At 56.3% G+C, this 25,088-nt stretch carries 27 protein-coding genes; 14 read left to right on the forward strand and 13 right to left on the reverse strand.

From position 1 onward, the window contains the following. Positions 1-5: 5 nt before the first annotated feature. From CRO87_RS06310 to CRO87_RS06345, 8 genes are all read right to left on the reverse strand, one after another. Positions 6-1,262 (reverse strand): MFS transporter, encoded by a 1,257-nt coding sequence (locus CRO87_RS06310; protein WP_097162085.1) that lies wholly within the window; start codon positions 1,260-1,262, stop codon positions 6-8. A 25-nt stretch (positions 1,263-1,287) separates the two neighbouring features. Beyond that, entirely contained in the window at positions 1,288-2,475 is a 1,188-nt protein-coding gene (locus CRO87_RS06315; protein ID WP_097162086.1) for an NAD(P)/FAD-dependent oxidoreductase, read from the reverse strand. Continuing rightward, the gene (locus CRO87_RS06320; protein ID WP_097162087.1) at positions 2,472-3,398 is read right to left on the reverse strand and encodes a VOC family protein; all 927 of its coding nucleotides are present in this window, start codon (positions 3,396-3,398) and stop codon (positions 2,472-2,474) included. Before CRO87_RS06320 ends, CRO87_RS06315 begins: the two co-directional genes overlap by 4 nt. A gap of 78 nt (positions 3,399-3,476) precedes the next feature. After that, positions 3,477-4,265: an IclR family transcriptional regulator gene (locus tag CRO87_RS06325; protein WP_097162088.1), complete on the reverse strand. Its 789-nt coding sequence runs from the start codon at positions 4,263-4,265 to the stop codon at positions 3,477-3,479. A gap of 14 nt (positions 4,266-4,279) precedes the next feature. Further along, positions 4,280-5,029, reverse strand: coding sequence for an SDR family oxidoreductase (locus CRO87_RS06330; protein ID WP_097162089.1), 750 nt, complete (start codon positions 5,027-5,029; stop codon positions 4,280-4,282). Beyond that, a complete protein-coding gene (locus CRO87_RS06335; RefSeq protein ID WP_097162090.1) occupies positions 5,029-6,051 on the reverse strand; it encodes an aromatic ring-hydroxylating dioxygenase subunit alpha in 1,023 nt (340 codons plus the stop codon). The genes CRO87_RS06330 and CRO87_RS06335 overlap by 1 nt, the downstream gene beginning before the upstream one ends. A gap of 10 nt (positions 6,052-6,061) precedes the next feature. Further along, positions 6,062-6,370, reverse strand: a complete 309-nt coding sequence (locus CRO87_RS06340) for a recombinase-like helix-turn-helix domain-containing protein (protein ID WP_097162091.1) — start codon at positions 6,368-6,370, stop codon at positions 6,062-6,064. Continuing rightward, positions 6,367-6,690, reverse strand: coding sequence for a non-heme iron oxygenase ferredoxin subunit (locus tag CRO87_RS06345; protein ID WP_013098654.1), 324 nt, complete (start codon positions 6,688-6,690; stop codon positions 6,367-6,369). The genes CRO87_RS06340 and CRO87_RS06345 overlap by 4 nt, the downstream gene beginning before the upstream one ends. A gap of 416 nt (positions 6,691-7,106) precedes the next feature. Between CRO87_RS06345 and CRO87_RS06350 the strand changes: the two genes are divergently transcribed. Next, positions 7,107-8,318, forward strand: coding sequence for an MFS transporter (locus tag CRO87_RS06350; protein WP_097162092.1), 1,212 nt, complete (start codon positions 7,107-7,109; stop codon positions 8,316-8,318). 3 nt (positions 8,319-8,321) lie between these two features. On the opposite strand, the gene speB is transcribed toward CRO87_RS06350, so the two are convergent. From speB to yqgB, 3 genes are all read right to left on the reverse strand, one after another. Then, the gene (gene speB / locus CRO87_RS06355) at positions 8,322-9,242 is read right to left on the reverse strand and encodes an agmatinase (RefSeq protein ID WP_097162093.1); all 921 of its coding nucleotides are present in this window, start codon (positions 9,240-9,242) and stop codon (positions 8,322-8,324) included. A gap of 210 nt (positions 9,243-9,452) precedes the next feature. Then, positions 9,453-11,429 (reverse strand): biosynthetic arginine decarboxylase, encoded by a 1,977-nt coding sequence (gene speA, locus CRO87_RS06360; protein WP_097162094.1) that lies wholly within the window; start codon positions 11,427-11,429, stop codon positions 9,453-9,455. Further along, positions 11,422-11,568: an acid stress response protein YqgB gene (yqgB, locus tag CRO87_RS06365; RefSeq protein ID WP_141398675.1), complete on the reverse strand. Its 147-nt coding sequence runs from the start codon at positions 11,566-11,568 to the stop codon at positions 11,422-11,424. Before yqgB ends, speA begins: the two co-directional genes overlap by 8 nt. Before the next feature lie 663 nt (positions 11,569-12,231). Between yqgB and metK the strand changes: the two genes are divergently transcribed. The 8 genes from metK (at position 12,232) to ruvX (ending at position 19,444) form a co-directional block, all read left to right on the forward strand. Next, positions 12,232-13,386 carry a methionine adenosyltransferase gene (gene metK, locus CRO87_RS06375; RefSeq protein WP_097162096.1) on the forward strand — a complete coding sequence of 385 codons (1,155 nt, stop codon included), beginning with the start codon at positions 12,232-12,234 and terminating at the stop codon, positions 13,384-13,386. A 387-nt stretch (positions 13,387-13,773) separates the two neighbouring features. Then, entirely contained in the window at positions 13,774-15,171 is a 1,398-nt protein-coding gene (locus CRO87_RS06380; protein ID WP_255252494.1) for a sugar porter family MFS transporter, read from the forward strand. Positions 15,172-15,306: 135 nt separating this feature from the next. After that, complete coding sequence (locus CRO87_RS06385) at positions 15,307-15,807, forward strand: SprT family zinc-dependent metalloprotease (RefSeq protein ID WP_097162098.1); 501 nt, start codon at positions 15,307-15,309, stop codon at positions 15,805-15,807. A gap of 94 nt (positions 15,808-15,901) precedes the next feature. Continuing rightward, positions 15,902-16,636, forward strand: coding sequence for a deoxyribonuclease I (endA, locus tag CRO87_RS06390; protein ID WP_097162099.1), 735 nt, complete (start codon positions 15,902-15,904; stop codon positions 16,634-16,636). Between the two features lie 20 nt (positions 16,637-16,656). Then, on the forward strand, positions 16,657-17,388 hold the full coding sequence (gene rsmE, locus CRO87_RS06395) for a 16S rRNA (uracil(1498)-N(3))-methyltransferase (RefSeq protein WP_097162100.1): 732 nt from the start codon (positions 16,657-16,659) through the stop codon (positions 17,386-17,388). Positions 17,389-17,412: 24 nt separating this feature from the next. Beyond that, complete coding sequence (gene gshB / locus CRO87_RS06400; RefSeq protein WP_097162101.1) at positions 17,413-18,360, forward strand: glutathione synthase; 948 nt, start codon at positions 17,413-17,415, stop codon at positions 18,358-18,360. A gap of 104 nt (positions 18,361-18,464) precedes the next feature. Continuing rightward, positions 18,465-19,028: a YqgE/AlgH family protein gene (locus CRO87_RS06405; protein ID WP_097162102.1), complete on the forward strand. Its 564-nt coding sequence runs from the start codon at positions 18,465-18,467 to the stop codon at positions 19,026-19,028. Then, positions 19,028-19,444: a Holliday junction resolvase RuvX gene (gene ruvX / locus CRO87_RS06410; protein ID WP_097162103.1), complete on the forward strand. Its 417-nt coding sequence runs from the start codon at positions 19,028-19,030 to the stop codon at positions 19,442-19,444. Before CRO87_RS06405 ends, ruvX begins: the two co-directional genes overlap by 1 nt. A 40-nt stretch (positions 19,445-19,484) precedes the next feature. Here the strand turns inward: ruvX and CRO87_RS06415 are convergent, their stop codons facing one another. Then, positions 19,485-20,138 (reverse strand): LuxR C-terminal-related transcriptional regulator, encoded by a 654-nt coding sequence (locus CRO87_RS06415; protein WP_097162104.1) that lies wholly within the window; start codon positions 20,136-20,138, stop codon positions 19,485-19,487. Positions 20,139-20,712: 574 nt separating this feature from the next. Then, a complete protein-coding gene (locus CRO87_RS06420) occupies positions 20,713-21,693 on the reverse strand; it encodes a type IV pilus twitching motility protein PilT (protein WP_097162105.1) in 981 nt (326 codons plus the stop codon). Positions 21,694-21,708: 15 nt separating this feature from the next. Between CRO87_RS06420 and CRO87_RS06425 the strand changes: the two genes are divergently transcribed. Genes CRO87_RS06425 through hemW form a run of 5 tightly spaced genes read left to right on the forward strand, consistent with a single transcriptional unit; the run spans position 21,709 to position 25,021 of the window. Continuing rightward, on the forward strand, positions 21,709-22,413 hold the full coding sequence (locus CRO87_RS06425) for a YggS family pyridoxal phosphate-dependent enzyme (RefSeq protein ID WP_097162106.1): 705 nt from the start codon (positions 21,709-21,711) through the stop codon (positions 22,411-22,413). A 22-nt stretch (positions 22,414-22,435) separates the two neighbouring features. Next, complete coding sequence (locus CRO87_RS06430; RefSeq protein ID WP_097162107.1) at positions 22,436-23,002, forward strand: YggT family protein; 567 nt, start codon at positions 22,436-22,438, stop codon at positions 23,000-23,002. After that, positions 22,999-23,310, forward strand: a complete 312-nt coding sequence (gene yggU, locus CRO87_RS06435; RefSeq protein WP_097162108.1) for a DUF167 family protein YggU — start codon at positions 22,999-23,001, stop codon at positions 23,308-23,310. The genes CRO87_RS06430 and yggU overlap by 4 nt, the downstream gene beginning before the upstream one ends. Beyond that, complete coding sequence (locus tag CRO87_RS06440) at positions 23,298-23,885, forward strand: XTP/dITP diphosphatase (RefSeq protein WP_097162109.1); 588 nt, start codon at positions 23,298-23,300, stop codon at positions 23,883-23,885. The genes yggU and CRO87_RS06440 overlap by 13 nt, the downstream gene beginning before the upstream one ends. Further along, the gene (gene hemW / locus CRO87_RS06445; RefSeq protein ID WP_097162110.1) at positions 23,885-25,021 is read left to right on the forward strand and encodes a radical SAM family heme chaperone HemW; all 1,137 of its coding nucleotides are present in this window, start codon (positions 23,885-23,887) and stop codon (positions 25,019-25,021) included. The genes CRO87_RS06440 and hemW overlap by 1 nt, the downstream gene beginning before the upstream one ends. The last annotated feature ends 67 nt before the right edge of the window (positions 25,022-25,088 follow it).

Here is a 25,088-nt window from a genome sequence, read left to right on the forward strand (position 1 = left end):
TCTCCTCAGTAACGTCTCAGCAGCGGCAGTAACAGGGCGCAGCCCACCGCCGCCATCACCGCCAGAAAAATCAGCCCGGAATCCATGCTGTGGGTGAAGGCGATTAAAGCGCCCATTACCGCTGGCGACAGCGCGCCCGCAAAGTTTCCCAGCCCGTTGAAAATGCCGCCCGCCGTGGCGCTCACTCGCGGATGAGTGGCCTTCGCCAGCAGGGCGAAAATGTTGGGTGCCCCGGTGCCCCACATGAAGGTGCTGAAGCTCATCGCCGCGATGATGGTCAGCGGAGTATTAAGGTGCATCACCGCAGCCAGCCCCACCGCCGCCCCTGCCATTGAGATAAAGCAGGCCGCCGCACGTTTATCGACTTTGTCCGAAAGCCAGGCGCCAATTACCTCACCCGCCAGCATGGCGATAAACGGCATCGACGACAGCCAGCCCGCGTGCTCCAGGTGAATGCCTTTGCCTTTAATCAGGTAGCCCGGCAGCCAGCCGTTGATGCCCCACAGGTAAGTGAGAAAAGCGATGTTAAAGATGCAAATGATCCAGAAGTGCGGGCTGACAAACAGCTCGCGCCGCGCAGCACGCCGTTCATCCTGAGAAGCCTGTGAAGCACTGGGTTTCGCATCCAGACGGATCCCACGCAGGCCGATGCGAACAAACAGCAGCACCGGCACGGTAAGCATCGCCATCACAAAGAAGGTGCTCTGCCAGCCGAAGGTATTCAGCAGCCAGATGGACAACGGAAAACCAATCGCGGCACCGACAGGCGTTCCCAGCAGCCAGAGCATGGTGGCGCGGGCCTGCAGATGCTGCGGGAAGTTATGGCGCACGATAGCGAACGCCAGCGGGAACAGCGGCCCTTCCGCCACGCCAAGCAGAATGCGCAGCACGATCATCACCGTGTAGTTATGGGTAAAGCCCATCGCCACCATCAGCACGCACCACACCGCCATCATTCCGGTGAGCAAGCGCAGCGGCGCAATTTTGTCGCCCAGGCCGCTTAAAAAGACCGACGAAAAACCGTAGCTCAGCAGGAACGCGCTCATCAGAATGCCGAGGCGCGTGGTGTCGAAATCAATGCCCATCGCCTGCTGGAAATGGCCGTCAGAAAACAGCGCCGCAATGCTGATTTTGTCGAAAAACGCCAGCAGGACGCAGGCCAGCAGCGACAGCGGGATGGCCCAGCGCACCGCCTTTTCGGGCGTGCGGGTGCCCTCACCGCTTGCCTCAACGGGCGCGGTGTTGGTCTCGAATGTGGTCATGTCTCCCCCTACGGGTGCGGTTTCGCTATCGCAATGACATCAGTGAAAAGGTCGGGTCGACGAGCGGCACGTCTGATAAATCTCTCCCGGCGGCCATCCAGCGTTTCGCCAACTTAACGGTGCGCGCATCGTTGAACGCGACCAGCTGCGTCAATCGTCCTTGTGCATCCAGCGAGAAGAACAGCGAATCCTCACGCGCTATCGTTGCGCTCCCCGGCTGCGGAATGCCGAGGATCTGAATGTTGTGCTGATATTGATCCGACCACAGCCACGGCGCGTCGTCGTAGCCTGCCGCATCGGGATTGAGCATCGCTTTAGATGTGGCCACCGCCTGGTTCTGGGCGAAGGCCCACGACTGGATGCACAGACCGTAGTGGTGGTGCTGAGCGACATCGCCTGCGGCGAAGATATACGGATCTGACGTACGTCCCTGCGCATCGACCACGATCCCACGTTCGGTTTTCAGCCCCGCATCGCGTGCCAGCTCCAGGTTGAGATCGACGCCTATCCCCACCACCACCGCATCGAAAGTTTCACGCTTACCGTCGCAATGAATCACCGGCAGGCCGTCGTCATCCTCCAGCTCCAGTGCGCCACAGCCGGTGCGAATATCCACGCCCTGCTCCCGATGGAGAGCCTCTAAGCGTTGAGAAACCTCAGCGCTCACCGAGCGCATGCACAACGCAGGCTGCTGTTCGAACAGCGTGACCGCCACGCCGCTTTTTCGTGCAGAGGCGGCAATCTCCAGGCCAATCCAGCCGCCGCCGATAATGGCTAGCTTTTTACTTTCAGCCAGTCGGCTTTTCAGACGCTGCGCATCCTGCCAATGGCGTAAGGTATAGACCTGCGGGTGGCGGGCCCACCCCTCACCCGGCAGGCGTGCCCGCCCTCCGGTGGCCAGAAGCAGGATGTTGTAACTAAGAGATTCTCCGTTGCTCAAAACGACCTTTTTCGCTTCGCGATCGATGGATTCAGCCCGCAGCGGACGATACCAGGTCAGGCTCAGCGCCTGCTGTGCCTCTTCAGAAAACAGTCGCGGCAGCTGTGCCTCTGGCTCCAGCAGCGTGGCTTTGGAGAGCGGCGGGCGCTCGTAAAAATCCCATTCCTCTTCTGCCACCACGCAAATTTCACCGTCGAATCCTTCGTCGCGCAGGGTTTTCGCCGCCCAGCCGCCCGCCTGACCACCGCCGATGATGACAATGCGCGACGTCATACCGCCTCCGTTTTTTTCTGCTGACGGCGGGTGTCGTGATCGATTCCGCCTTCGACTGCCCATTCGGTAAAGGAGACCAGGGAGTGTTCCAGCTCGCGCGGCTGCCAGTTTTCGGTCAGGTAGTCGTCGTTGGTGTAGTACTCGAATGCGCCGCCGGTCGGGCTGTTGACGTACCAGAAGTACGCCGATGACACCGGATGGCGGCCAGGCCCGATAAAGGTGCTCCAGTCATTTTTATTCATCGCGATACCGCCGCCGATCACCTCGTGAATGTCGCGCACGGTAAAGGCCACGTGGTTCAGGCCACGTTTACGGGTAGGGAGTTGCAGCAGGAAAAGATTGTGATGACCGCCACGCACGCCGCAGCGCAGGAACACTGCACGGTTGATGTAGCGGTCGGAAACCTGAAAGCCGAGCACCTCGCGGTAGAATTTTTCCACCGCCGCCAGCTCTTCAACGAAGAACACCACGTGCCCGACGTTAATCGGCTGGGCACGATCGTAAACGGGGCTTGGGGTATCAATGCGGCGGACATCGCCCCATTGGTTAATGGGTTCGACGTTCAGCTCCACGTCGCTCTGCTGGCTCACCTGCACGCGCAGAGTCATGCCGTTGGGGTCGAGGCACTCGAGCGCATCGCCTACTTCACGAAAGCCGGGCTGCTGTGCCAGCTTCGGGCGCAGCGCATCCAGATCGGCCTGCGTGGCAACCGCCCAGGTCATGCGGCGCAGCGTGTTGCCTGCTTCAAACGCAGGAGGAAGATCGGGGCTGTCGATGGCGTTCAGCTCGACACGCGCGCCGCTTAAGGTGGTGAAACGCTGGCCGCTGGCATCGCCCGTCAGGCCAAAATCACGCATAAATTTGGCGCAGTGCGTCAGGTCTTCCACGCCAAATTCCAGCTTTTCAATTCCGGTTACACTCATCGTTCGTTGCCTCTTCTGGCCCAGATTGGGCGTAAAACATGCCCGACGCAGTGAAGCGCCTGACGTTAACTCACTGATTTAACTGGCCTGTGACAGATACCCTAAGAAGCCAGAGATTTTATCCGCCGCGAGGCGGACCTCGTTTTGCAGGAACTCGCGATCGGTTTGTGGGATCTCCTCCGACGGCACCAGGATGCTCACAACGGCGGCCACACGATGGCTTCGGTCATACACCGGATAGACAATGGAGGAGATGCCGTGGCGGAAGAAGGATTCACCGATCACAGACCCGCGGGCTTTATCCTGCTGCACCATCTCCCACAGGGCTTCGCGTTCGTGAAGCTGCCCTGGCGTGTTGCCTGGCAAGCGTTCGTGTGGGAACAGCTGCTCAAAGTCGGCGCGGGAGATATCGGTCAACAGCATGCGGCCCAGCGAAGTGCAGTGCACCGGCAAACGGGTGCCAATACTGACCTGATTGATGCGCGAGCCGGCAGCGCTGACGCGGGCGATGTAGATGATGTCGCGCCCGTCGCGGATCGCCAGATGACTGCTGCACTGGCTGATGTCGCGCAGCTGTTCGATGACCGGCTGCCCAACCTGTGCCACGTCCAGCGAAGCGATGTACTCAAAGCCCAGACGCAGCACGTTCATGCCGAGCGAGAAGGTGTTGGTGCGGGTGTTACGCTCCAGAAAGCCCATGTATTCCAGGGTCTGCACCACGCGATAGGCGGTGGCCTTCGGCATATCCACCAGCCGGTGCAGCTCGGCAAAGGTCAGTTCGCGATGCTGCTCTCCGAAGGCCAAAAGCAGCTGTAAACCGCGCTCCAGCCCCGGCACCAGGTACTTCACTTCCTGATCGTTTGCCATAATCGCTTCACCCGTTAGTTAAAGACAAAACCGCCGTTGACCGGTATCAGCTGCCCGGTAATAAACCGCGACAGATCGCTCAACAGCCAGACCACGCTGCCGGTAACATCTTCCGGCTGCTGGGCACCCGTTAACGCGCGCCCGTTTTCGTAAAGCTGATGGCGCTCAGCCGGAACATATTCGGTCGCCTCGACGCGGGTTAACCCCGGCGCGATGGCGTTGATGCGAATGCGTTTTTCGCCCAGTTCACGCGCCATTGAACGCGTCATCGCAATCACGGCACCTTTGCTGGCGACGTAGGCCATCAGACGCGGCGCGCCCCACAGCGCGGTATCCGAGGCTACGTTCACGATCCCTGTCCCTTCGCGCAGCAGCGGCACCGCGGCGCGGGTCACAAGCCAGGTGCCTTTGACGTTCACGCTCATTACGCGGTCCCACAAATCCGGGTCGTAATCGAGCATGTTTTTGCCGCCCACGCCGGTTGCCATCGCCGCGTTATTGACCAGGCCGTCAATCTGCCCCTGCTCGCCAATGGCGTGGAAAACCTGCTCGATGGACTGAGGATCGGCCAGATCGATAACGTGAGATTCGATCGTAAAACCTCGTGCACGCAGGCCGTGCGCACTCTCAGCCAACTCGCCTTCCAGAATGTCGCACATCACGACCGCGGCGCCTTGCTCCGCGCAGGCTCTCGCAAAGTGATAGCCCAGCCCGCGTGCGGCACCGGTGACGACGATACGTTTCCCGCTCAGCAGCCCATTCATCAGGCGGCTCCCTGCTGCTCTTCACGCTTTGCCAGCTGCTCTTTCGCCGCTTTTTGCATCATGCGGCGCAGGCGTGAAAGGCCGACGTCGTGCTGGTAGAGGTATTCATGTTCGCGGGCGTCTGGTGCCAGGCTTTCCAGCACCACGCGATCCTGCTCCAGCACTTCCCAGTGCAGCTTTTCCAGACGGTTGCGGTACATAAAGCGCCACATATCACGCTGCCAGCCCTGCACGCGGCGAATACGCCAGAAGAAGACGCGGCAGTTGTCGTTATCTTCCGGCACCACCATGCCGACAATAAAGAAGTGGCCGCCAGGCCCGAAACGCTTCTTATAAGGAATGGAGAGGCGCATCCAGTAGGTGCCGCTGTTGCCCAATTCCACCCAGTCAAAGTTGACGCCGCTCTGCCCTTTTTTCTCAAAGATGAAGCCGGTTTTGGTCGGCTGTAGCACCATGTCGGCCTTACGATCCCCTTCTGCCATCGAGTGCGACGAGGAGTGCAGATAGGTGCCGTGCATCGGGTCCATTACGTTTTCAAGCGCGTACTGGTAGTTACATTTCCACGCGGCGGTACAGAGGAAGTTGCTGTAAGTTTCAGTGTCAGCAAGTTCGTCCGGGAAGCTCAGCTCGTCCGGCTGCTGTTCGGCGGTCACGCCAAACCAGAGGAAGATGGCGCCGTGTGCTTCCTGCACGTTATAGCTGCGCACGCACTGCTGGCCGACCAGCGGACATTTGTCCACCGCGGGTACATCTTTTACTTCACCGTTACCCGCCACTTCTACACCGTGATACCAGCAGGCTATGCGGTCACCGAGGTTCCAGCCCATCGACAGGCGCGCGCCACGGTGCGGGCAGCGGTCTTCCAGCGCCTGTACCTGGCCATCTTTATTACGCCAGACCACAATCTGCTCGCCGAGGCGAGTAATGCCCACTGGCGCAGACTGCACTTCCCAACTGGCCAGCACCGGATACCAGAGGCCGCGCAGACCTTTATCGAGATAATTTTGTACGGTAGTCGTCATCGCGTTGCCCTCAGTAGCCGTTAACCTGTAAGAATGCCTGGAAGCTGGCCTCGCTCCACGGCTCACCCTGCTGATCGTGCATGCGCACCGCATTCAGCCCGTTCACCAGCTCCGGCAGTGTTTCAGCCCCCTGCTCAAAGAGATCTTCCAGCGTGGCGATAAGATTCACTTCCCAGTTTTCCGGCACGCGGCTGCGGGTTTGCCAGATCAGATTCGGGTAATCACCCGGCTTGTGGATAGCGCCATTGCCGCCCTCGGCTGGCGGGGTAAACTGGCGGCTTTCCGGCAGCGCCGGGTTGAAGCTCAGGGTATCGGTCATGCCACGGTCTCCTCGACAAAGGTAATCTGGATTTGGTTTTCAAAGACTCGAACCGGGTAGCGGTTGAGGTTGCGACCGCCGGGGCCGTGCAGGCACTGGCCGGTTTTAACATCGAAAACCGCCTCGTGCAGCGGGCATTCCACTTTGCCATCTTCCACGAAGCCCTGACTCAGCAACGCGTAAGCGTGCGGACATACGTCTTCCAGCGCGTAATATTCACCGTCAATCAAATAAACGCCGATCTCTTTGCCTTCGACGTTGCCGCTAAAAGGGAAATCTTCCTGTACTTGTTCTGCGTCACATACGCCTATCCAGCTCATCACGATCCTCCAGGCTTTTGTTTCATATATGAAACTCTGTTTCTTATTTAATACGGTCAATATAAAAGCGATGAATCTTTCGTCAAGCGGCAATGTGACGAATTTGTTAATTTTGCGGTAATTAATTAACTAAGTGTGCAAAGGATCACGAAAAAATGCAGCGATAGGAAATTTTCATTATTACGCGACACATGAATACGTTTTCTTGATGCCCTTTGGATTTGAAAAATAGATATTGACTTCTTTTCTTTTTGTTCCTTAAAAATAAAGAAAAGTCATTTCCTGAGAGTTTCACCCGTGAAACAGGTATTTATTTTATTGTTTATAAACAATGAGTTTCACAGGTGATACATTTTAGTTACGTGACAATCACTCAGATAAAAATATAACCAGACAGAATTTTAAAGGCGGGCATGATGACGGCAAGATGGCAAGGCACGGTGGCACTATTGCTGCTAATTATTATTTCCTACGTGGATCGGGTGAATATCTCGGTAATGATTTTAAACCCGGAATTTGCTGAACATTTCCAGCTAAATGAAAACAGAATGTTACAGGGAATGCTCATGACCTGCTTTCTTCTGGGTTATGGTTTTTCCGCTTTATTATTAACACCGGTTATCGAAAGTAAGCTGCATTATCGGCAGGGATTATTAAGCAGTATTGCAGTCTGGGCCCTGGTTTGCGCTGTTTCTCCCCTGCTCGGCTCATTGATGGGAATGCTCGTCGCGCGCGTGATTCTGGGCATTGCCGAGGGGCCGCTCTTTTCGCTGAAAACGCGCTTTATCAGCGATAATTTTAACGCGGAGGAGATCGGCAAACCCAATGCGGTTACCGCGCTCGGCGTCTCTCTCGGCCTGGCTGTGGGCTTTCCGCTGGTCACCTGGCTGATGGCGCATTTCGGTTGGGCGGGATCGTTTTATGCGCTGGCGGTAATGAATCTGATGCTGGGCGGTGGCCTCATCTGGCGTTTTCTGCCCGCGCCGCCCCTCGTCACGAAAAGCAAAAAACCGGGATTCATGCAGACGTTTACGCTTGCCTGGCAAACGCCGCTGCTGGGCTGGATCCTGCTGGTTGAGATTGCCACTCTGAGCTATCTGTGGGGCAGCAGCGCGTGGCTTCCGGCATGGCTTCGCGATGAACATCACTTCTCGCTGCATGCGACGGGAATGCTGGCCGCGATTCCCTTTCTGCTGAGCCTGGGCTCCAAATTTCTGGGCGGCGTACTGCTCGACAAAATGCGCCCGGAGCAGGCACCGGTGCTGTTTGTGGTCGGCGGAGCACTGACGGCGCTGTCAGTGGTCGCGCTGATGCTGAGCCATCAGGCCGTCTGGCTGGCGCTGTTTATGCTGTCCGCGAACGTATTCTGGGGGCTTCAGGGCGCCGCCATTCCTGCCGTGATCCAGCATTATGCCGCGCATGAGGCGGTGGGGAGTGCGTATGGGATAATCAATGGAATCGGGAATATCTGCGCCGCGTTTATTCCGCTGCTGATGGGTATGGTGATGAAATCAGTGGGATCGGTCAGTTCCGGTTTTTCGGTACTGGTGGCGTCACAGATTGTTACCCTGGTGGCCGGAGGGATGTTGCTGCTGCGCATGCGTCGCGCAGCAGCACTGAGCGCGTAAGGCTTATTCGCCTTTTTTCGCCGCCTGGATGTAGAGCATTTCCAGAGCCAGCGTCGCGGCGGCCAGGGCGGTGATCTCAGACTGATCGTACGCCGGGGCGACTTCCACAACGTCCATGCCGACGATGTTCAGGTCTTTCAGGCCACGAACCAGTTTGATCGCACGATCGGAAGTCAGGCCGCCGATCACTGGCGTACCGGTACCCGGAGCAAAGGCCGGATCCAGGCAGTCGATATCAAAGGTCAGGTACACCGGCATATCGCCAACAATCTGCTTAACCTGTGCGATGATATCGTCCACGCCGCGATCGTTCACCTGGCCCGCGTCCAGTACGGTGAAACCGTTGTCCTTGTCGAATTCGGTACGAATGCCGATCTGCACGGAGTGATTCGGATCGATCAGGCCTTCTTTCGGCGCGGTGAAGAACATGGTGCCGTGGTCAAACTCGCAGCCGTTTGCGTAGGTGTCGGTGTGGGCATCGAAGTGCACCAGCGCCATTTTACCGAAGTGTTTGGCGTGCGCGCGCAGCAGCGGCAGCGTCACGAAGTGGTCACCGCCGAAAGAGAGCATACGCTTCCCGGCCGCCAGCAGTTTTTCTGCGTGAGCCTGGAGTTTCTCGCTCATTTCACGGGCATCGCCAAAGGCATAAACCAGGTCGCCGCAGTCCACGACGTTCAGACGCTCACGCATGTCGAAGTCCCACGGGAAACGGTTGTGCTCCCACGCGAGATTAGTGGATACCTGACGAATCGCCGCCGGGCCGTGACGGCCACCGGCACGACCAGAAGTGGCCGCGTCAAAAGGTACGCCGGTGATAACCCAGTCAGCGTCGCTGTCGTATGGCTGGAAGTTCAGCGGCAGACGCAGGAAACCAAACGCGTTCGATACCAGAGAGTTGTCGTACTGATGACCCAAAGTGCTCATAAAGATGACCTCGTATACCGTCGGAAATTTATGACAGATGAAAAAAAATCCCTTCCGCGTCGTTAGGCCCGACGAGAAAGGGATCGATTCGTGTACTACTTGTTAAGGCGATTATCGCCGTAAATTCATACTGGTTCAAGTGAGTATAGGCGATGGTGTGCTCTTTACCCTCACCCTAACCCTTTCCCCTAAGAGGAGAGGGAAAAGATCCTACTCATCTTCCAGATAAGTGTAACCGTACAGGCCCGCTTCAAACTCTTCGAGGAACTGCTGCTGCAGCGCATCGTCCAGACCGGTCTGTTTCACCTGATCGCGGAACTGGGTCAGCAGCGTTTTTGGATCCAGCTGCACGTATTCCAGCATATCCGCCACGGTATCGCCCTCGTCAGAAAGCTCCACTTCCACGCTGCCGTCAGGGAAGACAAACACGTCCACCGCTTCGGTATCACCGAACAGGTTGTGCATGTTGCCGAGGATTTCCTGATAGGCACCAACCATAAAGAAGCCCAGCATCGGCGGGTTCTCCGGGTCGTATTCCGGCATTGGCATGGTGGTCGCTATACCGTCGCCGTCGATGTAGTGGTCGATCGCCCCATCGGAATCACAGGTAATGTCCAGCAGCACTGCCCGGCGTTCAGGCGCCTGATTCAGGCCTTCGAGCGGCAGGACAGGGAACAGCTGATCAATCCCCCACGCATCCGGCATCGACTGGAACAGCGAGAAGTTGACGTACATTTTGTCCGCCATGCGCTCCTGCAGCTCATCGATAATCGGGCGATGGGCGCGGTTGCTTGGGTCGAGCTGTTTCTGCACTTCGTGACACATACCCAAATAGAGCTGCTCGGCCCAGGCACGCTGCTGCAGGCTGTAAGCCCCGGAAGAGTAGCCGATATGCACATCGTGCAGATCCATCTGGCTGTCGTGCAGCCACTCACGCAGCGAACGACGTCCGCCCGGCTCGTGCAGCTCCTGCCAGGTTTCCCACATATTTTGCAGCGTACGCGGCGCGTCTTCCGCAGGCGCGGACGGCGTGGTGTATTCGTTGCGCTCAACGCCGATGATGTTGGACACCAGCACGGTGTGGTGCGCTGTTACAGCACGGCCAGACTCGGTGATCACCGTCGGGTGCGGCAGGCCGTTCTCTTCACAGGCATCGCCGATCGCCCAGATGATGTTGTTGGCGTACTCGTTCAGGCCGTAGTTCACCGAGCAGTCAGACTGCGAGCGGGTACCTTCGTAATCCACACCCAGGCCACCGCCCACGTCGAAGCACTGAATGTTCACGCCAAGCTTATGCAGTTCCACGTAGAAACGGGCCGACTCGCGCACGCCGGTGGCGATATCGCGAATGTTCGCCATCTGCGAACCGAGGTGGAAGTGCAGCAGCTGAATGCTATCGAGGCGATCGTGCTCGCGCAGGATCTCCACCAGCTGCAATACCTGCGTCGCCGCCAGGCCGAATTTGGATTTTTCGCCGCCGGAAGACTGCCATTTGCCGGAACCCTGAGAGGCCAGACGCGCACGCACACCCAGGCGCGGCACCACGTTCAGGCGCTCGGCTTCTTCCAGCACGATAGCGACTTCGGACATCTTTTCGATAACCAGATAGACCTTGTGGCCCATCTTCTCGCCGATCAGCGCCAGGCGAATATATTCGCGGTCTTTGTAGCCGTTACAGACGATAACGCTGCGGGTCATGCCAGCATGGGCGAGAACGGCCATCAGCTCCGCTTTGGAACCTGCTTCAAGGCCCAGCGGCTCACCGGAGTGGATTAAAGACTCAATGACGCGGCGATGCTGGTTTACCTTGATCGGGTAAACAAGGAAGTAGTCACCTTTATAACCATAGGATTCACGCGCGCGCTTGAAGGCGGCGTTAATCGAACGCAGACGATGTTGCAGGATCTGCGGGAAGCAGAACAGTGCAGGCAGTCGCTGTCCCTGCGCTTCACGAGCCTTCACCAGCATGGCGAGATCCACCTGTGCTTCTGGCACATCAGGATCCGGACACACGCTGATATGGCCCAGCTCGTTCACGTCGTAGTAATTATTGCCCCACCAGGCAATGTTGTAAGTACGCAGCATCTTGCTGGCCTCCTGAGAGCTCATTGCCACCTCCTGCATAGAACGTAGTACACCCTGTTCGCCGGCTGACGAAGGGGAAGACAGAGACATGTCGTCAGACATAGCGAACCTCAAATATAGGCGAAAGTGTAAAACAGTTGACTACTATCGCAGTGTTACTAAGCGATAACAACCCATATACAGCCGTGTGTGTCAGCAGAGTATGCTGAACGCTCGCCTGTGCGACCGGTTTCTTGTTCATATCATTGTAAAACATAGACCCGGGGTTTGAAGGACCACCGGAGAAACCACGAGAAAACCCCTGAATATAGGAGCGCCCTTGTCCAGAATTCAGCAAGCCTTAACCGGCCCTGACATCCTGAGATAAGCCCGAATGGGGATAACTTCGGCAGGTCTTAATCGAAGAGAAAGAAGCTGTGGGGTATAAACGCACGCCAGAACGGCATGACTGAGTCTGCGGAAAACGATGGTTCATTATGTCGTATCACCTCCACGCCAACTCACCTGAGCCAGCGACAAGCCAAAGCCAAAGCCAAAAAATACATTGCTTCACCCGGCTGGAAGTGGCGACACGAGAGCGTTCATCGTGCGCTTTTTGGACTGAGCCGCGCGCGGCGTTTTATACCGATAACGGGGGTAAAAAGCAAAATATAAATGTGCAGGCTTCCACTGCTGTCAGGAAAAATTGCCAGCCCTCAGGGCAAGCTGATGCGACCTGCTTCAAAAAAAACTGGCAATCGGGTGAAACTCTGACCTAAAATAGCCATCCAGATGTTAATCCATCTATACTGATTAACACCCAGACTGTTTGTGTGATTATCCGCAAGTTCTGGTTGAAAAATCTGTCAGAACATCAACTTACAACAGTTTGAGCTAACCGAATTCTTTCCAGGTGAAATAAAACATGGCAAAACACCTCTTTACGTCCGAGTCCGTATCCGAAGGGCATCCAGACAAAATTGCTGACCAAATCTCTGATGCAGTGCTTGATGCGATCCTCGAACAGGATCCAAAGGCGCGCGTGGCGTGTGAAACTTACGTAAAAACCGGCATGGTTATGGTTGGCGGTGAAATCACCACCAGCGCGTGGGTCGATATCGAAGAGATCACCCGTAACACGGTCCGCGAAATTGGCTATGTGCATTCCGATATGGGCTTTGATGCCAACTCCTGTGCCGTGCTGAGCGCCATTGGTAAGCAGTCTCCTGATATTAATCAGGGCGTTGACCGTGCCGATCCGCTGGAACAGGGTGCGGGCGATCAGGGCCTGATGTTTGGCTATGCCACCAACGAAACCGACGTGCTGATGCCAGCGCCAATCACCTACGCCCACCGTCTGGTGCAGCGTCAGGCTGAAGTGCGCAAAAACGGCACCCTGCCGTGGCTGCGTCCGGATGCGAAAAGCCAGGTCACCTTCCAGTATGACGACGGTAAAATCGTCGGCATCGATGCCGTGGTGCTCTCCACTCAGCACGCCGAAGACATCGATCAGAAATCCCTGCAGGAAGCAGTGATGGAAGAGATCATCAAGCCCGTTCTGCCTACCGAATGGCTGAACAGCGCGACCAAATTCTTCATCAACCCAACCGGCCGTTTCGTTATCGGTGGCCCAATGGGCGACTGCGGCCTGACCGGGCGTAAGATCATCGTTGATACCTACGGCGGCATGGCTCGTCACGGCGGCGGCGCGTTCTCCGGTAAAGATCCGTCTAAAGTGGACCGTTCTGCAGCGTACGCGGCGCGTTATGTTGCGAAAAACATCGTTGCGGCAGGCCTTGCCGATCGTTGTGAAATTCAGGTGTCCTACGCAATTGGCGTGGCAGAACCAACCTCCATCATGGTTGAAACCTTCGGTACCGAAAAAGTGCCAACTGAACAGCTGACCCTGCTGGTGCGTGAGTTCTTCGACCTGCGTCCGTATGGCCTGATTCAGATGCTGGATCTGCTGCACCCAATCTACAAAGAAACCGCAGCATACGGTCACTTTGGTCGTGAACATTTCCCATGGGAAAAAACCGACAAAGCCGCTCAGCTGCGTGAAGCCGCGGGCCTGAAATAAGTCCTGCCCTCTCTTTCAAAGGCCAGCCTCGCGCTGGCCTTTTGCTTTCCTGCCCCGCACTCTGCCAGCCGCTGCAGCACGCTACGCGAACAAATCCGAATCTTTCCGTGAAACCGCTTACACCAGGCGTAAAAGGCAATTTTTGAGATTTTTCACTTTGCATGATTCCAATTGCTCTGATGTTACAATCCGTTTCAGGTAAGTCTCAAAATTGCATTTTATTCGCCTCAGCAATAACCAATATCAATATGATTAATAACAAGTTAATACACTTACATAACCTGACACTAATGTAACCGATTACACTAATGTGATTAGTCTCACATCTTTTCACGCCCTCCTAACCTACCCTTTACATTGATAAAACTGATAACCCATTTGGAGGGCATAATGCCTGTCAATAAAAAACAGGGATATTCGAACAAGGCGATTACGTTCTTTGTTTGCTTCCTCGCAGCCCTGGCGGGATTGCTGTTCGGCCTGGATATTGGCGTGATTGCGGGCGCATTGCCCTTCATCGCCCATGAATTCCAGATTGACTCACACACCCAGGAGTGGGTGGTCAGCTCGATGATGTTCGGTGCCGCGGTCGGTGCCGTCGGCAGCGGCTGGCTCTCCTATCGTCTTGGCCGTAAAAAAAGCCTGATGATTGGTGCGGTCCTGTTTGTGCTCGGCTCGCTGTGCTCTGCCGCCGCGCCAAACGTGGAAGTGCTGCTGGTCTCCCGCGTGCTGCTGGGCCTGGCGGTTGGTGTAGCTTCCTATACCGCGCCGCTGTATCTCTCTGAAATTGCGCCTGAAAAAATCCGCGGCAGCATGATTTCTATGTACCAGCTGATGATCACCATCGGGATCCTCGCGGCTTACCTTTCCGATACGGCCTTTAGCTACACTGGCGCATGGCGCTGGATGCTCGGCGTGATCATCATCCCTGCCATTCTGCTGCTGATTGGCGTCTTCTTCCTGCCAGACAGCCCGCGCTGGTACGCGGCGAAGCGCCGATTTAACGACGCCGAACGCGTGCTGCAACGCCTGCGTGACACCAGCGCCGAAGCCAAAAATGAGCTGGAAGAGATTCGTGAAAGCCTGAAGGTGAAGCAGTCCGGCTGGGCGCTGTTCAAAGAGAACAGCAACTTCCGCCGCGCGGTGTTCCTGGGTGTACTGTTGCAGGTGATGCAGCAGTTCACCGGCATGAACGTCATCATGTACTACGCGCCAAAAATCTTCGAACTGGCGGGTTACGCCAACACCACCGAGCAGATGTGGGGCACGGTGATTGTCGGCCTGACCAACGTGCTGGCGACCTTTATCGCCATCGGCCTCGTTGACCGCTGGGGACGCAAACCGACGCTGGTGCTCGGCTTCCTGGTGATGGCCGTCGGCATGGGCGTGCTCGGCACAATGATGCACAACGGCATCCACACGCCAGGCGCGCAGTACTTCGCGGTCGCCATGTTGCTGATGTTTATCGTTGGCTTCGCGATGAGCGCCGGTCCGCTGATCTGGGTACTGTGTTCTGAGATCCAGCCGCTGAAAGGCCGTGATTTCGGTATCACCTGCTCCACCGCCACCAACTGGATTGCCAACATGATCGTCGGCGCAACCTTCCTGACCATGCTGAACAGCCTCGGCAACGCCAACACCTTCTGGGTTTACGGCGGGCTGAACCTGTTCTTCATCGTGCTGACCCTGTGGCTGGTGCCGGAAACCAAACACGTGTCGCTGGAACATATCGAACGTAACCTGATGAAAGGCCGTCCACTGCGTGAGATTGGCGCCCAGAGCTAACTTTCAAGCCCGGCGGCGCAAGCTTGCCGGGCCTACGTTCTCTGGCCGTTGTAGGCCCGTGCAAACGAAGAGCCGCCGGGCAATCTTCAAGTGACATATTGCGCTCCAGCCCACACCGCACTATTCTCTGCCCCCATGAAACCCCCTCGCCTTCCCATCGCCATTCAGCAAGCCGTTATGCGCAGCCTGCGGGAAAAACTCGCCCAGGCTAACCGGAAGCTCGACCGCGACTATCCTGAACCGAAGCTGACCTGGCAACAGCGCGGCACGTCTGCGGGCACGGCCTGGCTGGAAAACTACGAAATTCGCCTCAACCCTGTGCTGCTGATGGAAAATCAGCAGGCGTTTATCGATGAAGTGGTGCCGCACGAACTGGCGCATCTTCTGGTCTGGAAACGGTTTGGCCGCGTTGCGCCGCACGGCAAAGAGTGGAAATGGATGATGGAGAGCGTGCTGGGCGTGCCCGCCCGCCGTACTCACCAGTTCGAACTGGATTCCGTGCGCAAAAATACCTTCCCCTATCGCTGCGGCTGCCAACAGCATCAGCTCACCGTGCGCCGCCATAATCGCGTCCTGCGCGGCGAGGCCGTTTATCGTTGCGTCCACTGCGGCGATCCTCTGGTGGCTGAAAAGTAACCTTCGGAAATAACAGGAACTTTCCTGATCTGACTGATTGCATACAGGAACATCTTTAGCTACGTTGCGGGCTCGTTTTGAGACGGAGTTCGTGATGTCCCGTAAATCAGTCCTGGCGTTGGCATTTTTCGCCACCGCCATTTCAGGCCAGGCCCTGGCCGAAGGTATCAACAGTTTTTCTCAGGCAAAGGCCGCAGGCGTGAAGGTCAATGCCGACGTCCCCGGCGACTTCTACTGCGGCTGCAAAATCAACTGGCAGGGTAAGAAAGGCGTCATCGATCTGGAATCTTGCGGCTACAAAGTGCGTAAAAATGAAACCCGCGCCAGCCGCGTCGAGTGGGAGCATGTGATGCCCGCCTGGCAGTTCGGTCATCTGCTGCAGTGCTGGCAGGACGGCGGGCGGAAAAACTGCGCCAAAGATCCGGTTTATCGCAAAATTGAAAGCGATATGCACAACCTGCAACCTGCCGTGGGCGAAGTGAACGGTGACCGCAACAACTTCATGTACAGCCAGTGGAACGGCGGCGAAGGCCAGTACGGGCAATGCGCAATGAAGGTTGATTTCAAAGATAAAGTTGCCGAACCGCCCGAGCGCGCACGCGGCGCGATCGCCCGCACCTACTTCTATATGCGCGACCAGTACAAACTTTCGCTTTCACGCCAGCAAACTCAGCTGTTCACTGCCTGGAGCAAGCAATATCCAGTCACTTCGTGGGAATGCACGCGCGACGAACGCATCGCCAGGATCCAGGGCAATCATAACCCTTACGTCCAGCAGGCTTGCCAGGCGCAAAAGAGCTACCCTACACTAGCGTCAAATGTTAACTGATATCCGGAAATCCTGAGACTATGCGCATTCCCCGCATCTATCACCCTGAGTTTATTACTGCGGGCAACCAGATTGCCCTGAGCGAAGAGGCCGCTAACCACGTAGGCCGCGTGCTGCGCATGAGTGCAGGCCAGGCCATTCAGCTGTTCGACGGCAGCAATCAGGTTTTTGAAGCCGAAATAATCCAGGCGGATAAGAAAAGCGTGCGGGTGAATGTGCTGAGCGCCGAAACCGACAACCGTGAATCCCCGCTGCATATTCACCTCGGCCAGGTCATGTCCCGCGGTGAAAAAATGGAATTCACCATCCAGAAGTCGATCGAACTCGGTGTAAGCCTCATTACGCCACTCTTTTCCGAGCGCTGTGGCGTTAAACTGGATGCTGAACGTCTGAATAAGAAGCTCGCGCAGTGGCAGAAGATTGCCATTGCCGCCTGTGAGCAATCAGGCCGAAATGTGATCCCGGAGATCCGCCCGGCGATGGAACTCGAAGCCTGGTGCGCCGAAGAAGAGAGCGGATTAAAGCTCAACCTTCATCCGCGCGCCAGCGCCAGCATTAATACGCTGCCGCAGCCCGTTGAGCGTGTGCGTTTGCTCATCGGTCCGGAAGGCGGCCTGTCGGCGGACGAAATCGCCATGACGGCCCGCTACGCGTTTACGGATATTCTGTTAGGACCACGCGTTTTGCGTACTGAGACTACTGCGCTCACCGCCATCACCGCGCTTCAGGTGCGTTTTGGTGATCTGGGCTAAACCTCGCGTTACAGGAGAAGAGTAATGATCAAGCTTGGCATCGTGATGGACCCCATTGCGAAGATCAACATCAAGAAAGATTCCAGCTTCGCTATGCTGCTGGAAGCGCAGCGTCGTGGTTACGAAATTCACTATATGGAGATGAACGATCTCTATTTGATCAACGGCGAAGCGCGGGCGCAGACGCGCCTGCTCAGCGTTGAGCAGAACTACGACGGCTGGTATAGCTTTAACGGTGAGCAGGATATCGCCCTTGCCGATCTCGACGTCGTCCTGATGCGCAAAGATCCGCCGTTCGACACCGAATTTATCTATGCGACCTATATCCTCGAGCGCGCAGAAGAAAAAGGCACGCTTATCGTCAACAAGCCGCAGAGCCTGCGCGACTGTAACGAAAAGCTGTTCACCGCCTGGTTCTCCGACCTGACGCCGGAAACGCTGGTCACGCGTAACAAAACCCAGCTGAAAGCCTTCTGGCAGCAGCACGGCGACATCATTATGAAACCGCTGGACGGCATGGGCGGCGCCTCTATCTTCCGCGTGAAGCAGGATGACCCCAACATTGGCGTTATCGCTGAAACGCTGACTGAGCTCGGCACTCGCTACTGCATGGCGCAGAACTATCTGCCTGCCATCAAAGACGGCGACAAGCGCGTGCTGGTCGTGGACGGTGAACCTGTTCCGTACAGCCTGGCACGTATCCCACAGGGCGGCGAAACCCGCGGCAACCTGGCCGCCGGTGGCCGTGGTGAGCCGCGTCCTCTGTCCGAAAGCGACTGGGAAATCGCCCGTAAAGTGGGCCCGACGCTGAAAGAGAAAGGCCTGATTTTTGTCGGCCTCGACATCATCGGCGATCGTCTGACGGAAATTAACGTCACCAGCCCGACCTGCATTCGTGAAATTGAAGCTGAATTCCCCATCTCCATCACCGGCATGCTGATGGACGCAATCGAAAAGCGTCTGGGCAAGTAACCCCCTCTCAGGCGGGAGAGATCCCGCCTTCGCTCGACAGCGCCATGCTTTCCCCGCATACTGGCCCTTGTTGCTTTTTAAACCAGGAAACAGAACCTCTGACAATGAATTTACAGCACCACTTTCTTATTGCCATGCCTGCTCTCCAGGACCCGATGTTTCGCCGCTCCGTTATCTACATTTGTGAATACAATGACGACGGCGCAATGGGGATCATCATCAATAAACCGATGGAAAATCTGAAGGTTGAAGGGATTCTGGAAAAGCTGAAGATCGCCCCGGAGTCTCGCGACCCGGACATTCGACTCGACAAACCCGTGATGACGGGCGGCCCGCTGGCAGAAGATCGCGGGTTTATCCTGCACACGCCACCGTCGGCTTTTTCATCGAGTATTCGTATTTCCGACAATACCGTGATCACCACTTCCCGCGACGTGCTGGAGACACTTGGCACCGCCGATCAGCCCACAGAGGTACTGGTTGCGCTGGGCTATTCGTCCTGGGAAAAGGGCCAGCTGGAACAGGAGATTCTCGACAACGCCTGGCTCACCGCCCCGGCCGATCTCAATATTCTCTTCAAGACGCCCATCGCCGATCGTTGGCGCGATGCCGCTCGCCTGATCGGCATTGATATTCTGACCATGCCTGGCGTTGCGGGGCACGCATAATGAGCGGCACGCTAATCGGTTTTGACTTCGGCACCCGCAGCATCGGCGTCGCCGTCGGGCAGCGAGTGACCGGGACAGCCCGCCCTTTGGGCGCGCTGAAGGCCCAGGACGGCACGCCGGACTGGAACGCAATACAGAAACTGCTCAAAGAGTGGCAGCCGGAAGCCGTAGTGGTGGGCCTGCCGCTGAATATGGACGGTACCGAACAGCCGTTAACCGCCCGCGCCCGTAATTTTGCCAACAAAATTCATGGCCGCTTTGGCGTGAAAATCATTCTGCACGACGAGCGACTGAGCACCGTGGAAGCCCGAGCAGGCTTGTTCGAACACGGCGGCTACCGGGCGCTGAACAAAGGAAAAGTGGACTCCGCCTCCGCGGTGGTGATTCTGGAAAGCTTTTTCGAGCAGGGATTTTGATGAATCCCTCTCCCGCGAAGGAGAGGGATAAGTGACAACATCAATGACGCAGATTTTCGTTCGCCCAGCTCACAGCCTGAGTTCTGTTCTTCACGCTTAATTTGCGGAAAACATTGTACAGGTGTGTTCTTACCGTATTCTCGCTGATAAACAGCGCGCGTGCGATATCCATATTGGTTGCACCATGGCGCAATTCATTAAGGATTTCACACTCGCGTTCGGTCAGCGGAATATTGTCAGAATCGCTGGATGTGTGAGCCGCTGCATACATTGCAGGGTGCATCACGCTCAATTCAGCCGTCTGCTCGCCGTGAAGCACAGCTTTGACGCCCTCAATTAAGCGCGATTCATCATCGTCATGGCGAAATACACCGTACAGCGCTGGCCATTTCGCCATTTCGTACAGTTCATACTTTTGTGCACTATTGATAATAAGCAATCGCGGGCTTTCAACCTGCGACTGAATAATATCTCGCCAGATCCCATTCAACTTTTTGTTAGATACTGCAATATCGAACAGCACCACGGTTTCCCGCGGTAAACGCTGCAGCAGTGGCTTATTAATGTTGTGCACATCAACAAAAACAGAAAGGAGATCCGACAGGTAGGCTGCAAAAGCATTTGCCTGCACAGAAGGATGAGTGATAAGTAGGAGCTGACGTGATTTGCCTACACTCTCTGATACATCAAGCATTTAAAAACTCTCCATAGTTGAAGCTCACCATCATGGTGATTAAATGGGTCAAAAAGACACAAGCAACGTGCTAAATATATAAAATCTAAACTTACAAACCGAAACAATATTTCATGAGAAAAATCCTATTCCTCATAAACAGAATAGAACGAATGCCTGATAAGTGTCAAAAGATTATCACCCTTTTTTTCTACGCCTACTCAATACAATGTCATGCGTGACGCGGGTTTGCCTCACACATCTTTCGCAGAGGTCGTTTTTACATCACCAAAGGCGATACAGATTGCAGAGGGTGTAAAAAGATAATTGTATTAGCCCGACTTAATATCAACATCAATATAACATTAACGTTATTTAAGTATTACCCCTACTAACACAATCTTTTAATTTACCGAAAAGTAATGAACAGAGACTAATTATTCCGCAATTCTTCAGGTTATTTCGCCCATAGCGAGACTGGGCTCACAAAAATAAGCCTGGGCGTTAGCATCTTATTTACGTTTCATGACCGAGCGCTGACATTGACTGGCGAAATATCACGCTCGACTGGCCCCTGATATCCACGGAAGTTTGCCTACAGGCGACCTTCCGCCTGCCGTTGCTGATAGCACTGAGTAAAGGTCTGCATGCCTGCCTGCTGCCCGGTTTGCATAATGCCGGGTAGCTGATGCGTTTTCCCTTCACGAATAAGGCTGCCTGCCGCCGGGGTGTTCACCAGCAGCTCGTACAGCGCCACACGACCGCCCTGCTTATCCGCCAGCAGCTTCTGTGCCAGCACGGCGTTCAGGCTCCCGGCAAGCTGGCTGCGCACCTGTTCCTTTTCTCCGGCAGGGAAAACATCCACCAGCCTCTCAATCGCCTGTGCGGCCCCGCGCGTATGCAGCGTTGACAGAACCAAATGCCCGGTCTCCGCCGCCGTGAGCGCCAGGCGGATGGTTTCAGTGTCACGCAGTTCACCGAGCAAAATAACATCCGGATCCTGCCGGAGCGCCACGCGCAGTGCCGCAGAGAACGAATAGCAGTGCGCCCCCACTTCCCGTTGATGAATAAGGCAGCGCTCGCTGTGATGGATAAACTCCACCGGATCTTCCAGGGTCAGGATATGCCCCTCACGCTGATGGTTGAGGTGATCCACCATAGCCGCCAGGGTGGTGGATTTGCCGCTGCCCGTCGCACCGGTCACCAGAATGAGCCCACTTTCTTCATTCAGTAATTCAATGATAGCTGGCGGTACGCCGAGCCCTGAGAGCTGCGGGCAGCATTCCGGGAGCAGGCGCAACACCATCGCAACCCCTTCCGTATGCCGAAAAACGCTGGCGCGCAGGCGTGTGCCATCCTCCATTTGTACCGCGAAATCACAATGACATTCCTTTTGCCACTGCCGCTGTGCGGCCTCGCTGAGCCACTGATGCAGCAATATGTGCAGATCCGGGGCGCTAAACGGAGCAGGCTCCAGACAGCCCCGCCGCCGCCAGCGCGCCTTACCATCGTTGCGCAGGTGTAGATCCGAGACGTTATGCTTTACACTAAGGGCCACAATTTCCTGCATATCCATATCATCATCCTGAAAATGAACGACATTGCGCATAACCTGGCACAGGTCAGGGACAAAATCTCAGCCGCTGTCGCCCTTTGCGGCCGTGCTCCGGAAGAAGTGACTCTGCTTGCAGTGAGCAAAACAAAACCTGCGAGCGCCATCGAAGAAGCGGTCGCTGCCGGCCAGCGAGCCTTCGGCGAAAACTACGTTCAGGAAGGCGTCGACAAGGTCCGCTATTTTCAGGAGGCGGGACAAAACGACCTGCAGTGGCACTTTATTGGCCCGCTGCAGTCGAACAAAAGCCGTCTGGTGGCGGAGTATTTCGACTGGTGTCATACCGTGGATCGTCTGAAAATCGCCAGCCGCCTCAGCGAGCAGCGCCCGGCTCATTTGCCGCCGCTGAACGTACTGATTCAGGTCAATATCAGCGATGAGTCGAGCAAATCGGGCATTGCGCTTGAAGAGGTTGATGCGCTGGCCCAGGCGGTGGCGACCCTGCCCGGCCTCTGCCTGCGCGGGCTGATGGCCATCCCGGCACCAGAGTCAGATTATGTAAGGCAGTTTGCGGTCGCCCAACAAATGGCGGTAGCATTTGCCCGGCTGAAAATAGACTATCCGACCGTGGACACGCTGTCGCTTGGCATGTCGGACGATATGGAAGCCGCCATTGCGGCGGGTAGCACGATGGTGCGCATCGGTACCGCCATCTTTGGCGCGCGCAATTACACACAACAATAAATAAGGAAAACTGAGGAACGCCATGAAGACGTTGACTTTCCTGCTTTCGACGGTGATTGAGCTGTACACCATGGTGATGCTGCTCCGCGTCTGGATGCAGTGGGCCCGCTGTGATTTTTACAACCCGTTTTCGCAGTTCGTGGTGAAAGCCACTCAGCCGATTGTCGGGCCGCTGCGCCGCGTGATCCCTGCAATGGGGCCGCTCGACAGCTCCTCCTTGCTGATCGCCTTTGTGCTGTGCGTACTGAAAGCTATCGTGCTGTTTATGGTCATCACCTTCCAGCCGATTATCTGGATTGCGGCGGTTCTGATCCTGGTGAAAACCATCGGCCTGCTGATTTTCTGGGTGCTGATGCTGATGGCTATCATGAGCTGGGTAAGCCGTGGCCGCAGCCCGGTTGAATTCGTGCTGATGCAGCTTGCCGATCCGCTGCTGCGCCCCATTCGCAGCATGCTGCCTTCTATGGGCGGCATTGATTTCTCCCCGATGATCCTCGTTCTGCTGTTGTATGTGGCAAATATGGGCATCACCGAACTGCTGCAGGCCACTGGAAACATGCTGCTGCCGGGGCTGTGGATGGCACTATGAGTGCCGTTGTTCACAGCGCAGACGGGCTGGTTTTACGACTGTACATTCAGCCGAAAGCCAGCCGGGACAGCATTGTAGGCGAGCATGGCGACGAGCTGAAAGTCGCCATCACCGCACCGCCGGTGGACGGTCAGGCCAATGCCCACCTGGTGAAATTTCTCGCCAAACAGTTTCGCGTGGCGAAAAGCCAGGTGATAATTGAGAAAGGCGAACTTGGCCGCCACAAGCAGGTAAAAATCATTCAACCGCAGCAGATCCCTTCGGGCGTTGAAGCGCTCCTCAAGCAGGACATCCCATGCAAAAAGTAGTTCTGGCAACCGGTAACGCCGGTAAAGTGCGCGAGCTCGCGTCGCTGTTAAACGATTTTGGTCTCGACGTTGTCGCACAGACCGAGCTGAACGTCGAGTCCGTGGAAGAAACCGGGCTGACATTTATCGAGAATGCGATCCTCAAAGCGCGTCATGCGGCAAAAGTCACTGGTTTGCCCGCGATTGCGGATGACTCAGGCCTGGCCGTGGACGTACTCGGTGGCGCACCGGGCATCTATTCCGCCCGTTATTCAGGAGAAGATGCAACGGACCAGCAGAACCTGGAAAAGCTTCTGCTAACGCTGAAAGACGTGCCCGACGATCGGCGCCAGGCCCAGTTCCACTGCGTGCTGGTGTATATGCGTCATGCAGAAGACCCAACGCCGCTGGTGTGCCACGGCAGCTGGCCGGGCGTGATTACCCGTGAAGCTGCGGGCAACGGCGGCTTTGGCTACGATCCGATTTTCTATGTTCCCGAAGCCGGTAAAACGGCGGCGGAGCTGAGCCGTGAAGAAAAAATTGCCGTCTCCCATCGCGGGCAGGCGCTGAAACTGTTACTGGAAGCACTGCGTTAATGACCGTTCTCCCCCCGCTTAGCCTTTACATTCATATTCCCTGGTGCGTGCAGAAATGCCCGTACTGCGACTTTAATTCGCACGCGCTGAAGGGCGAAGTGCCGCACGACGACTACGTACAGCATTTGCTGGCCGACCTGGATGCCGATGTGCCGTACGCGCAGGGACGCGAGGTAAAAACGATTTTTATCGGCGGGGGAACGCCGAGCCTGCTTTCTGGCCCGGCGATGCAAACATTGCTCGACGGCGTGCGTGCTCGCCTGAACCTGGCCGCAGACGCCGAAATCACGATGGAAGCGAACCCGGGCACGGTGGAAGCCGATCGTTTTGTGGAGTACCAGCGAGCGGGCGTGAACCGTATTTCGATTGGCGTGCAAAGCTTCAGCGAGCCGAAGCTTAAGCGTCTCGGCCGCATTCACGACTCAGACGAAGCCAAACGCGCGGCGAAGCTGGCTGAAGGTTTGGGGCTGCGCAGCTTTAACCTGGACCTGATGCACGGCCTGCCGGATCAGTCTCTGGAAGAAGCACTGGACGATTTGCGTCAGGCGATTGAACTCAACCCGCCGCATCTGTCGTGGTATCAGCTCACCATAGAACCCAACACGCTGTTCGGCTCGCGTCCGCCTAAATTGCCGGACGACGATGCGCTGTGGGATATCTATGAGCAGGGTCATAAGCTATTGAGCGCCGCTGGCTATCAGCAGTATGAAACATCTGCCTATGCCAAACCGGGCTACCAGTGTCAGCACAATCTGAACTACTGGCGCTTTGGCGATTACCTCGGCATTGGCTGCGGCGCACACGGCAAAGTCACCTTCCCCGACGGGCGCATTCTGCGCACCGCCAAAACCCGCCACCCGCGTGGTTTCATGGAAGGCCGCTACCTTGAACGTCAGCACGACGTAGAAACGGCAGACAAACCGTTCGAATTCTTTATGAACCGCTTCCGTCTGCTGGAAGCCGCACCTCGCGCTGAGTTCACCGCGTTCACCGGCCTTGCGGAAACGGTCATTCGCCCGCAAATTGACGAAGCGCTCGCACAGAATTACCTCACGGAAAGTGACACCCACTGGCAGATCACCGAACACGGCAAACTGTTCCTCAACTCCCTTCTTGAGCTGTTCCTCGCTGAATAAAGCCTGAAAGCACGAGCACGCTTCCAGTTTTCCTCCCCCTTTCTGACGGCTGTGATTTTTGCTGGCA

The sequence above is a fragment of the Enterobacter sp. CC120223-11 genome (genome assembly GCF_900215375.1).
In the GTDB taxonomy this organism is placed as follows: domain Bacteria; phylum Pseudomonadota; class Gammaproteobacteria; order Enterobacterales; family Enterobacteriaceae; genus Scandinavium.